General features: G+C 69.6%; 8 protein-coding genes. 6 read left to right on the plus strand and 2 right to left on the minus strand.

The features are described from left to right. Window positions 1-2: 2 nt before the first annotated feature. A complete protein-coding gene (locus tag NVV99_RS14760) occupies window positions 3-911 on the minus strand; it encodes a class I SAM-dependent methyltransferase (RefSeq protein WP_006554004.1) in 909 nt (302 codons plus the stop codon). Between the two features lie 219 nt (window positions 912-1,130). Between NVV99_RS14760 and rpsA the strand changes: the two genes are divergently transcribed. Beyond that, the gene (gene rpsA / locus NVV99_RS14765) at window positions 1,131-2,591 is read left to right on the plus strand and encodes a 30S ribosomal protein S1 (protein ID WP_006554003.1); all 1,461 of its coding nucleotides are present in this window, start codon (window positions 1,131-1,133) and stop codon (window positions 2,589-2,591) included. A 175-nt stretch (window positions 2,592-2,766) separates the two neighbouring features. Here rpsA and NVV99_RS14770 read toward each other — a convergent pair whose 3' ends face one another. Further along, a complete protein-coding gene (locus tag NVV99_RS14770) occupies window positions 2,767-2,979 on the minus strand; it encodes a hypothetical protein (protein ID WP_016934979.1) in 213 nt (70 codons plus the stop codon). Between the two features lie 294 nt (window positions 2,980-3,273). Between NVV99_RS14770 and NVV99_RS14775 the strand changes: the two genes are divergently transcribed. The 5 genes from NVV99_RS14775 (at window position 3,274) to coaE (ending at window position 11,881) form a co-directional block, all read left to right on the plus strand. Next, window positions 3,274-4,731 (plus strand): MFS transporter, encoded by a 1,458-nt coding sequence (locus NVV99_RS14775; protein WP_024101172.1) that lies wholly within the window; start codon window positions 3,274-3,276, stop codon window positions 4,729-4,731. An 81-nt stretch (window positions 4,732-4,812) separates the two neighbouring features. Then, on the plus strand, window positions 4,813-8,235 hold the full coding sequence (locus NVV99_RS14780) for a BTAD domain-containing putative transcriptional regulator (protein WP_024101171.1): 3,423 nt from the start codon (window positions 4,813-4,815) through the stop codon (window positions 8,233-8,235). A 111-nt stretch (window positions 8,236-8,346) separates the two neighbouring features. Then, a complete protein-coding gene (locus tag NVV99_RS14785) occupies window positions 8,347-9,735 on the plus strand; it encodes an FAD-binding oxidoreductase (RefSeq protein WP_024101170.1) in 1,389 nt (462 codons plus the stop codon). Window positions 9,736-9,782: 47 nt separating this feature from the next. After that, the gene (locus NVV99_RS14790) at window positions 9,783-10,616 is read left to right on the plus strand and encodes a DUF5602 domain-containing protein (RefSeq protein ID WP_024101169.1); all 834 of its coding nucleotides are present in this window, start codon (window positions 9,783-9,785) and stop codon (window positions 10,614-10,616) included. A 47-nt stretch (window positions 10,617-10,663) separates the two neighbouring features. Then, a complete protein-coding gene (gene coaE, locus NVV99_RS14795; RefSeq protein WP_024101168.1) occupies window positions 10,664-11,881 on the plus strand; it encodes a dephospho-CoA kinase in 1,218 nt (405 codons plus the stop codon). Window positions 11,882-11,889 lie beyond the last annotated feature (8 nt).

Here is an 11,889-nt window from a genome sequence, read left to right on the forward strand (position 1 = left end):
GATCAGGTGGGTTTGCGGCTGCAGAAGATGGCGGTGCCCGGGAAGATCGAACCGCGCAGCGGGCTCCACTGTCCCCACTCGCGGTCGAGATGCTCGGGCCACTCGGGTTCGACGATGTCGTAGACCTCGAGGCCGGCGGCGACGAGTTCGCGCACCCGGTCGCCCACGGTGCGGTGGTGCTCGGCGTAGGTCGCCCGGCCCGTCGCGTCCACCTCGACGTAGGGGGTCCGGTCGAAATACGGGAACATCGCGACCAGGCCCTGTTCGCCCGGATCGTCGGGGAAGATCCACCGCATCGGGTGGTTCACGGAGAACACCCACCGTCCGCCGGGTCGCAGCACCCGCGCTACTTCGCGCATCACCCGGGCGGAATCGGCGACGAAGGGCACCGCGCCGAACGCCGAGCACACGATGTCGAAGCTTCCGTCGGCGAACGGCAGGTTCTCGGCGCCGGCCTGTACGAGCGGAACCGTCGGGCCGGAACCGGTCATCGCCGCGCGTCCGCGCTGCAGCATCCCCATGGAGATGTCCAGCCCGACCGCCCGGGCACCCTGCCCGGCGATCCAGCGGGCGCACGGCGCCGAACCGCACCCGAGTTCGAGGACGTCGCGTCCGGCAACCGGGCCGAGCAACTGCACATCGCCCTCGTGCAGGCCCTCCGGGCACCACACGAACTCCCCGGCGGCCGAGTCCACGCCCAGGAACTCGCCGTGCGTGCGGTGGTAGTCGTCGGTGTCGGCGTCCCACCAGACCCGGTTCGCGCGTTCGCTCTCGAGGGAGCCGAGGCGGGTCCGGGTGGGTCGGGTCTCGCCGAGGATCGTCTCGGCGTCCGCGTGCCGCGCGGCCTCGTCGTCGGTTCCCTCCGGGACGCCCGAAAGGTCTGGAAAAGGGGGGTTCGCGGAGCCCGGCATGGGTGTGAGCCTATCGGGTGCGGGGGAGCGGTCCCGATATCGGTTTGCCCGGGTCCCCTCGAAGCGCGTAGCCTGGTGATCGCGAGTGTCCGCAGTTCGGCCCCAGGCTCGAACGAGGAACTCGCCGTGACTCGCACATCGCCGTATCGCAGTGGGTGTTTCACGTGCCCGACCGAATTTGACCAACCGACTATCAACCCGTCCGGAGCAACTCAACACATGGCCTCCACCACCGTCACCTCGCCGCAGGTAGCCGTCAACGACATCGGCTCCGCCGAGGATTTCCTCGCCGCCATCGACGCCACGATCAAGTACTTCAACGATGGCGACATCGTCGAGGGCACCATCGTCAAGGTCGATCGCGACGAGGTGCTGCTCGACATCGGTTACAAGACCGAAGGCGTCATCCCGTCCCGCGAGCTCTCCATCAAGCACGATGTCGACCCCAACGAGGTCGTGTCGGTGGGCGATGAGGTCGAGGCTCTTGTTCTCACCAAGGAGGACAAGGAAGGCCGTTTGATCCTGTCCAAGAAGCGTGCTCAGTACGAGCGCGCCTGGGGCACGATCGAGGAGCTCAAGGAGAAGGACGAGGCCGTCAAGGGCACCGTCATCGAGGTCGTCAAGGGCGGCCTGATCCTCGACATCGGCCTGCGTGGCTTCCTGCCCGCGTCGCTCGTCGAGATGCGGCGCGTCCGCGACCTCCAGCCTTACGTCGGCAAGGAGATCGAGGCCAAGATCATCGAGCTCGACAAGAACCGCAACAACGTGGTCCTGTCGCGCCGCGCATGGCTCGAGCAGACCCAGTCCGAGGTTCGCAGCGAGTTCCTGCACCAGCTCCAGAAGGGCCAGGTCCGCAAGGGCGTCGTGTCCTCCATCGTCAATTTCGGCGCCTTCGTCGATCTCGGCGGTGTCGACGGCCTCGTGCACGTCTCCGAGCTGTCCTGGAAGCACATCGATCACCCGTCCGAGGTCGTCGAGGTCGGCACCGAGGTCACCGTCGAGGTTCTCGACGTCGATCTCGACCGCGAGCGCGTCTCCCTGTCGCTCAAGGCGACGCAGGAAGATCCGTGGCGTCAGTTCGCCCGCACCCACGCGATCGGTCAGATCGTGCCGGGTAAGGTCACCAAGCTCGTTCCGTTCGGCGCGTTCGTCCGCGTCGAGGAGGGCATCGAGGGCCTCGTCCACATCTCCGAGCTGGCCGAGCGCCACGTCGAGGTCCCGGACCAGGTCGTTGCTGTCGGCGACGACGCGATGGTCAAGGTCATCGACATCGACCTCGAGCGTCGTCGTATCTCGCTGTCGCTGAAGCAGGCGAACGAGGACTACACGGCCGAGTTCGACCCGTCGAAGTACGGCATGGCCGACAGCTACGACGAGCAGGGCAACTACATCTTCCCCGAGGGCTTCGATCCCGAGACCAACGAATGGCTCGAGGGCTACGAGAAGCAGCGTGAGGAGTGGGAGTCCCGCTACGCGGAGGCCGAGCGTCGCCACAAGATGCACACCGCTCAGATCGAGAAGATGGCTGCCGACGAGGCTGCCGAGGCTGCGGCCGGCGTGTCCGGTAGCAACTACTCCTCCGAGTCGGGTGCCGAGGCGGCTCCGGAGACCACCGGTGGATCGCTCGCGAGCGACGCCCAGCTCGCCGCTCTGCGCGAGAAGCTGTCGGGTAACGCCTGATACAGCGCTTCGACGGACGACCCCGCACTGTTCGGTGCGGGGTCGTCCGCGTTCCGGGGGGTCATTGTTGCTGTGGCACAAGGGTTCCCGGGCCACAACGGGACCGGCCCCCTCCGAATCGGAGGGGGCCGGTCTTCGTGTGTCGTCGATAGCAGGTGCTCAACTCACGGCGAGCTCATCCCACGGCGGGAGTGGCCCACTGCGCAGGTAGGGCCGTCGCTCGCTTGCGCATCGCGGCGTGGCTGTGGCGCGCGTTCGTCAGCAGCGCGGTGAACCAGTTCCGCCGGTGCTCGGCGAGGGCGGCAGCGACCTCGGGGATGAGGATGCAGTGAACACCGTTTTCCATGCCGAGGCGATGCCGACCTGTGGTTGAGGTGGAGGATCGCATGGCCTGCCTTCTCGAATGCTCCGGACGAGCCGGGACGGATGCTTCGCAACGACGATATCGGACAGTCGGTCGAATTCTCCGCATTTACCCCAGGTAGAAGGGGGTGTGTCCAGTTTCCGAGCGGCGTTGCGACCGCCTCGTGACCCCGCCGTGATCGATGTGTGATCCCCGGCGCCCCTCCGAGGGGAGACGTCGGCGGTTCTCTCGGCCGTCCAAGAAGTACGCCCGGTTCGTCCCAAGCGACGCGGCGCACCGTGTCCGAGGTCCACACACCTCGACACGGAAGGATTCTCGATGACCACATCGACCCCTGCGAGAAGTACCGCGACGAAACGGATCACGCTGCTGGTGGTGTGCGTGACGACGGCGATGCTCATGCTCGACATCGCCGTCGTCAACACCGCACTGCCGTCGATCGCCGTCGACCTCGACGCGGGCGTCAGTTCACTGCAGTGGGTGATCGACGCCTACACCCTCGCCCTGGCCACAGCCGTCCTCGGCGCCGGGTCGTGGGCCGATCGCCGCGGCCGCCGCCAAGTGTTCGTCGTCGGCCTCGTCTGGTTCACGGGCGCCTCGCTCCTGTGCGCCCTCGCACCGACGATCTGGGTCCTCGATCTCGCCCGGGCAGTGCAAGGCATCGGTGGGGCGGTCCTGTTCGCCTGCTCGCTCGCCCTCCTCGCCGACGTCTTCGACCGAGGGCGGGCGCGGGCGTCGGCCCTGGCCGCCTACGGCGCGACCATCGGCGGCGCCTTCGCGGTCGGTCCGCTCGTCGGAGGTCTGCTCACCGAACTGCTGGACTGGCGCGCGATCTTCTTCGTCAACGTGCCGATCGGTCTCGTGACCCTGCTCTTGACCCTGCGCTGGGTGCCCGAATCGCGAGATCCCCGTCCGCGCGCCGCCGACGTGCCGGGGCAGCTCCTGGCCGCGGTGGGGCTGGCGGCGTTCGTGTTCGCCGTGCTGCGTGGCCACGAGATCGGGTGGTCCGATGCGCAGGCCGTCATCGCCTTCGTGCTCGCTGTCGGTGCCCTCGTCGCCTTCGTCGCGCACGAGATGCGCACCGCCGAACCGATGCTGCCCCCGTACCTGCTCGCCAACCGGGCCTTCGTCGGAGCGCAGGTCGCGGCCTTCGCCATCTCGGCGTCGCTGTTCGCGGTATTCGTCTACACCACGCTGTATCTGCAGAACGTCCTGCTGCTGTCGCCGGTGCAGGCGGGGTTGGTGTACCTGCCCGCGACCGTCGCCATGTTCGTCGTCGCCGGTGCGACGGCGAAACTCGATCGTGTCGTCCCTGCGTGGGTCTCGTTGTCGTGCTCACTGGCGCTCGTCGCCGTCGGGTTGCTCATGATGACGGTCGCCGAGGCGGACAGTTCGAAGTACGTACTGCTGCCGGGACTCGTCGTGGCCTGCGCGGCCGCCGGCGTGTTCAACCCGGCGATGAGCGGGATCGTCCTCGGGGAGAGCACCGCGGCGCATTCCGGTCTCGCGGCCGGTATCAACGACGCGTTCCGTCAGACCGGCATCGCCGTCGGCGTCGCGGTGCTCGGGATGTTCCTGCCGGCCGAGTCGCTGTTGCCCGGCGGATCACCGCAGGACTTCGTGTCGGGCCTGCAGGGGGCGCTCGTGGTGGCGGCGTTCGTTGCGGCTCTCGGAACCGTGGTGTGTGCAGTCTGCCTGCGTCCCCGGCCGCAGACCGCACCGGTGTTCGGGGACGCCGAGAGCGACACGGTCGAACTCCAGGCCGTGACGGGATGAGAAGTCGCCGCGCACCCGGCGAAAACGGTCCTTACACTGCAACGATCGCGTAGTTCGGCCGGGGTCGAGGGGGCGCACCACATGATGTACCGACTGCTCGGACCGCTGGAGGTGGTCCGGGTCGCGTCGACGGCCGATCCGGCGGTGTCCCCGTCGGAGTCACAGGTCGATCTCGGGCCGCGCAAGCAGCGAGCGGTCCTCGCCGTCCTGCTGCTCAACCGGGGGCGGGTGATCTCCACCGACCGGCTGATCGATGCCCTGTGGCAGGACGAGGCGCCTGCCAGTGCGATGGCGAGCATCCAGGCGTACATCTCCAATCTGCGCAGGGTGCTGAGAGGGGAGAGCGGTGCGGCCTCCCCGATCGTGCGCCAGCCGCCCGGCTACGTCCTCGATATCCCGGCCGAGTCGGTCGACCTGGCCCGCTTCCTCGACGACGCCGAGACCGCCCGTCGGCATGCCGAGAACGGGGAATGGGAGTTCGCACTCGACACCGCCGACCGTGCCCTCGACTCCGTGCGGGGGCATCTCCTCGAGGACCTGCGCGACGAACACTGGGTGGAGGTCGCGGCGGCATCCTTCGACGAGGTGCGCACCGAATGCCGCGAGACCCGGATCACCGCACTGCTCGCCCTCGGTCGCCTCGCGCCCGCTCTCGTCGACGCCACCGAACTGTGCAGCGAGTTCCCGTTCCGCGACCGCACCTGCTGGCTGCGCATGCTCGCCCTGCACCGAGCGGGGCGTTCGTCGGAAGCACTCGAACAGTTCCGCGTCCACGAGACGAGGCTGGACACCGAGCTGGGGTTGCGGCCCGGCACCGAACTCACCGACTTGCAGGGCGCGATCCTCCGGCACGAACCGGGACTCGCCGCGTGGCCCCGAACCCCGGGATGGACGGGCGCGGAGGAGGTTCCGACACCGGCCGCGCCCACCATTCCCGCACCCACCCCGGCGCCGGGCCCCGGACGCATCTTCGTCGGACGCACCTCCGAGACCGGCGTCCTCGACCGCATGCTCGACGAGGTCCGCTCCGGCGCCACCCGCTGGGTCGTCCTCACCGGGCCCGCCGGTATCGGCAAGACCCGCCTCGCCGAGGAATGCGACGCCCGGACCGCCGCCATCGGCGGGAACACCGTGTGGGCGCGATGTCTCGAGGACGACGGAGCACCCGCCTGGTGGCCGATCCGGCGCATCCTGCGCGAACTCGGCGTCGACGCCGACACCACCCTGATCCCGCCCACCGGAGTGGAATCCGACGAAGCGCGCTTCGCGGTCTACGAGCGGATTCTGGGCGTCGTCGAAACGGCCGCGGCGCACACTCCCGTGCTCACGATCGTGCTCGACGACATCCAATGGGCCGACCCGACCTCCCTACGTTGCCTGCTGTACCTCGTGGGAGTCCTGCACAAGCGGGGTGTCTGGATCGTGTGCACACTCCGTGACTCGGAGACGACCCCCGGCGTCCAGCGGTTCGTGGACGCCGTACTGCACGGCGAGGGTAACCGGCACATCGACGTCCCGGCGCTCGCCGAACCCGAGGTCGCCGCCCTGGCCGGGCATGTGAGCGGCGCGCCGCTCGATTCCGACGAGGCGCGCCTGCTCGCCGAACGCACCGGCGGCAACCCGCTGTTCGTGTCCGAATACGCGCGACTTCCCCGGGACGAACGCCTCGACGGTGGGATCCCCATGGCGGTCCGGTCGGTCCTCGCGCGGCGGCTCGCCGCGGTGGAACCGGCCGTGCTGCAGGTGCTCCGGGTGGCCGCGGTCGTCGGCGACACCATCGAGATGGACATCCTCACCGGTGCGACGCGCCTCGATCCCGACACCCTCGCCGACTACCTCGACGACGCCGCCGACGAGCGCATCATCGTCGCCGATCCGGGACTGCGGGGGTACGCCTTCGCCCACGGATTGCTCCGCGACGAGGTCCTCGCGGCGATTCCCGCCCTCCGCCGCCAACGCATGCACGCACGCGTCGCGGAGGTCCTGGCAGACTCCTGCGACCCGGATCGTGCCGGGAGACGAGCCCGGCATCTCATGGCGGCACTGCCGCTCGTCGACGCTCGCGTCGTGCTCGACGCCTGCGTCACCGCCGCCCGCGAGGCCACCGAGAGATGGAACTCGGAGGAGGCGGCACGCTGGTGGGACGATGCCGTCCGGGCCTTCGACCTGCTGCCCGCCGCGGAACGATCCCCGGGCGATCGCGACGATCTGCTCGTCGCGCGTGTCGAGGCACTCGCCCGGGCGGGGCGCGGCCAGACCGTACTCGACGTCGTCGACGCGGGCCTGCTCGACGCGGTCCGGGACGGCCGAACGTCGACGGCCGGTCGCCTGGCCGCAGCGCTGCTGCGCGCAGCCGGTGCATGGCCGTGGGTGTCCTACGGCAAGGATCCGGGACCGGTCCTCGACCGCCTCGCCGCACTCGAACCGTTCGTCGCGGCCGACCGCGCGGCGCACGCACGGGTACTCGCGGCGCTCGCCGTGGGCAGTTGCTATCACCCCGATTCGTCCGTCCCCGACGGGATGAGCCGCACCGCGCTGGAGATCGCACGCGAACTCGCCGACCCGGACGTCGTCGCCGACGCCTTGCTGGGCCGCATCCTCCTCTACTCGGGGGTCGCGACACACAGCCGCGAGTCCGCCCGGCTCACCGACGAACTCCTCGCACTGCCGCACCAGCAGGCCCGGTTCGACGAGGTGATCGCCCACGCCGTTGCGAGCATGACACTGATGAACCTCGGCGACGTCGACGCCGCGACGTCCCACGTCCGCCTGGGCATCGCCGGTTGCGATCTGCTGCGTCTGCCCGTGCTGCGCGTACAGCTCCGATGGATGGAGGCGACGCTTGCGGCATGGCACGGCGACTTCGCCGAGACCCGGCGCCACTACGACACCGCCACTCAGTTCCACCTGCAGACCGAGCTGTACACGGCGGGCAGCTCCGACCTCGCCACCAACACCCTCGAATGGGAGTACGGCACCCTCGCCGACGCGGATCCCGGCACCGTGGAACCGGATTCCTGGAGCATCGCGATTGCCGGCGCCCGTCGGGACACCGGGACGGTGATCCGCGACATCGAACAATGGGCGGCAAAAGGCGCACCCTTCACCTGGACGACCCTCGGGCATCGCACACTCATCGCGCGCGTCGTCGCCGACCTCGCCCTCGTCGACTACGCCGAGATGTTCCTCGAGCTCCTCGATCCGTTCACCGATCGCATCGCGACGGTGGGACAGGTCGGGGTGATCGGTTCGGTGGCGGAGGTCTGCGCACGCCTGCAGGCACTGCTCGGGCGCACCGACGACGCCGCGGCGCTGCTGGATCGGGCCGAGGACCTCGCGACCCGCACATCGAGCCCCCCGACGCTGCTGCGGTGCCGGTTACTGCGCGCCCAACTGCGGCCGGACGCGCCCGAACGCAGCCGGGAGATCGCCGCGATCGCCGACGAAGCGGCCCACACCGGCATGCTCGGACTCGCCGCCTACGCCCGCTCGATCCCCACCTGACCGGTTCTTGGCGACCGCTTGGACGGCGGCCCGCGCCACCGCAAGAAGCCGCCAAGCCGGTCCCGGCACTCTTTCGTCGCACCCCATCCAGTGCGACGAAAGGAAGTGCACATGAACCAGCGGACGCCCACCGTCGGCACCGACCCCATCGACGCTCTCCGTACCGCGGTCACCGGATCGATCTCCCTTCCGGGCGAACCCGGCTACGACGTCGCAACCCCGTGGAACGTGGCGGTGCCGGTCCGTCCCCGCGCGGTGATCGCGGTCGAGAACGCCCTCGACGTCAGCGCCACCGTCCGGTTCGCGGGCGAACACGGCCTGAAGGTGGCCGTGCAGCGCACCGGTCACGGCGCCGTGCCGCTCGGCGACGATGTGCTGCTCGTGCACACCGGCCGCCTCACCGAATGCCTGATCGACCCCGACACCCGCACCGCCCGTCTCGGAGCCGGCCTGGTGTGGCAGCAGGTCATCGACGCCGCCGCACCCCACGGTCTGGCCCCGCTCGCCGGATCGGCACCCCACGTCGGCGTGGCCGGTTTCCTCACCGGCGGGGGCATCGGCCCATTGGTCCGCACCTACGGACTGTCCTCCGACCACGTGCGGGCCTTCGATCTCGTCACCGGTGACGGAGACCTGCTCCGGGTGACTTCCGAACAGCACGCCGAACTGTTCTGGGGCCTGCGCGGCGGCAAGGCGACCCTCGGGATCGTCACCGCGGTGGAGATCGATCTCGTGCCCCTGCCGCACTTCTACGGTGGCGCGCTGTATTTCGACGGCGCCGACGCGGACGCGGTGGCGCACGCCTGGCTGGACCTGTGCGCGGGCCTGCCCGAGCACAGTTCGACCTCGCTGGCCTTCCTTCAACTGCCACCGCTGCCGGGAGTCCCGGAACCGCTGGCCGGTCGCGCCACCGTGGCCATCCGTTTCGCGAGCGTCGCCGGCGAAGCCGAGTCCGAGGAGATCCTCGGCGCGCTGCGTACGGTCGCGACCCCGATCCTCGACGGCATCGGCACCCTGCCGTACACGGCACTGGGAGCAGTGCACGCCGACCCGGTCGACCCGATGCCCGTCCACGAACACAGTGCGCTGACACGCGAACTGACGCACGACGCGATCGACGTATTGCTCTCGGTGGCGGGACCTGGTTCCCACTCGCCGCAGACCATCATCGAGATGCGGCTCCTCGGCGGAGCGCTGGCACGTGAACCACGGCATCGCAGCGCCTTCTGTCACCGCGACGCCGCCTTCTCCCTCTTCGTCAGCGGCGTCCTCGCGCCACCCTCGGCCGACGTCGTCGTCGCGCACATCCAGGTCATCGATCGGGCACTGGCACCGTGGGCCACGGGCACGTCGCTGCCCAACTTCACCGCCACCTCGGATCCGGACCGCATCGCGCGGACCTACGACGACGACACCGCGCACTGGCTCGGCGCTCTCGCCGACGAGCACGACACCCACGGTGTGCTGCGCGTCGGGCAGGTCGTGCGCCGACCCCGATGAGACCGACACCTCCCACCGCGAACCCATCCACTCACGCAAGGCAGGCAATGCGCACTTCTCGATCGATCACCGCACTCGCCTTCTCCACCTGCACCGTTCTGACCCTCGCGGGTTGCAGCGACGGATCCGTCCCGACCGCCGAGGGTGCGGAGATGGCAGGGCACGACCACGGTGTCACCACCCTCTACGGGCCGGAAAACGAACTGGGGGAGGGAATCTCCCGCGCATATATCGTCGTCGATCACGGCGGGAGACCGCGCGAGGTCGGTATCCGGATGTCGGAGTCCGTGCTCACCGGCCTTCCCGAGGGTCCGGGCGCCGGCACGACGATGCTCATGCCGGCTCTTCCCGCGGGTGCTCCGGACACCGGTTCAGACCACGTGATGCTGGGCTGGAACCCGAACGGGCACGACCCGGAGATCCTCTACGGCGCGCCCCATTTCGACATGCACTTCTACACGACGGACGCCGACCACGAGGTGGACCCGGCCGCACCCGATTTCGCGGCGCGCGCGGCGCGGCTCCCCGAACCCGAGTACGTTCCGGAGGGATACATCCCACCACCCGGTCCACCCGTCGAGAACACCGTGCCGTTCATGGGCATGCACTGGACAGGCACCGCGGACGACGTGATCCCCGGCTCCTTCGAGTTCACCGAGGTGCTGCTCAACGGATCGTGGGACGGGGAGTTCATCTTCATCGAGCCGATGATGACGCGGGAGTGGTTGGCGACGAAGCCGTCCCTGCGGGAGATCGTGAAACAACCGTCGTCCTACCGGCGGACCGGCTACTACCCGACGGTGTACACCGTCGACTTCGACGAACAGGCGGGCGAGTATGTCGTCGCGCTGTCGGGGCTGACGATGCGCGAGGCCTCGTAGGGACCGCGAAGGTGCCTCGGCGACGTGGTGATGCGAGACTGGGCAACGTGCTGCGAATGGGGTTGACCGGAGGAATCGGCGCGGGCAAGTCGACCGTCGCCAAGGAGCTCGTCGAACTCGGGGCGGTGATCGTCGACTCCGATGTCGTCGCCCGGGAGATCGTCGCTCCCGGCTCCGAGGGCCTCGCCGAGCTCGTGGACGCCTTCGGTGAGGACATCCTGCAGCCCGACGGCACCCTCGACCGTCCTGCCCTCGCCGCGAAGGCGTTCGCCAGCGAGGACGCGCGCGCGGTTCTCAACGCCATCACCCATCCCCGGGTCGGGCGCCGCACCGCCGAGCTGGTCGCCGCTGCGCCCGACGACGCGGTGGTCGTGCAGGACATCCCGTTGCTCGTCGAGGGCGGGATGGCGCCGGCCTTCCACCTCGTCGCCGTCGTGCACGCCGACGAGGCGGAGCGGATCCGGCGTCTCGTCGAAATGCGCGGCATGCCCGAGGCGGACGCCCGCGCGCGGATCGCGGCGCAGGCGACGGAGGAACAGCGACGCGAGGTCGCCGACGTGTGGCTCGACAACACCGGTGATCAGCAGGTGCTGGTCGAGCAGGTCCGGACGCTGTGGAACGATCGCCTGGTGCCGTTCGAGAAAAATCTGCGCACCGGTGTGGTGGTCGAGGCGGATCCGGTTCTCGTGCCCGCGCGCGAGGAATGGCATCGGCAGGCGCAGCGGCTCGTCGCCCGGCTCGCCCTCGCAGCCGGGGGCGCGGCGAAGCGTATCGACCACGTGGGCTCCACCGCGGTGCCCGGTCTGGCCGCCGTCGACGTCATCGACCTGCAGATCACCGTCGGTGATCTCGCGGCAGCCGATGCGCTCGCACCCGCCTTGGCTGCTGCGGGCTTCCCGCGCATCGACCATGTGGTGACCGACGATCCGAAACCGTCCTACGGGGCCGGGGGAGAGACCGACCCGGCGGTGTGGGAGATGCGGTTGCACGGCAGCGCCGATCCCGGCCGTCCGGCGCGGGTGGCGGTCCGGGTGGACGGCTGGCCCGCCCAGCAGTTCGCGTTGCTACTGCGCGACTGGCTGTCCGCGGTCGACACCGCGAAGCGCGAGTACGCCGACCTCAAGGCCGATGCCGCAGTCGGGGCGTCGCAGAAGACGGATCGTGCAGAGGCGGCGGCCACCTACGCGGCGCTCAAGGCGCCGTGGTTCGACCGGGCGCATCACCGCGCGTGGGAGTGGGCCGAGAGCACCGGCTGGTCGGCCTAGGGGGTCCG

Source organism: Rhodococcus sp. PAE-6, assembly GCF_025290685.1.
GTDB classification, from domain to species: Bacteria; Actinomycetota; Actinomycetes; order Mycobacteriales; family Mycobacteriaceae; genus Rhodococcus; species Rhodococcus pyridinivorans.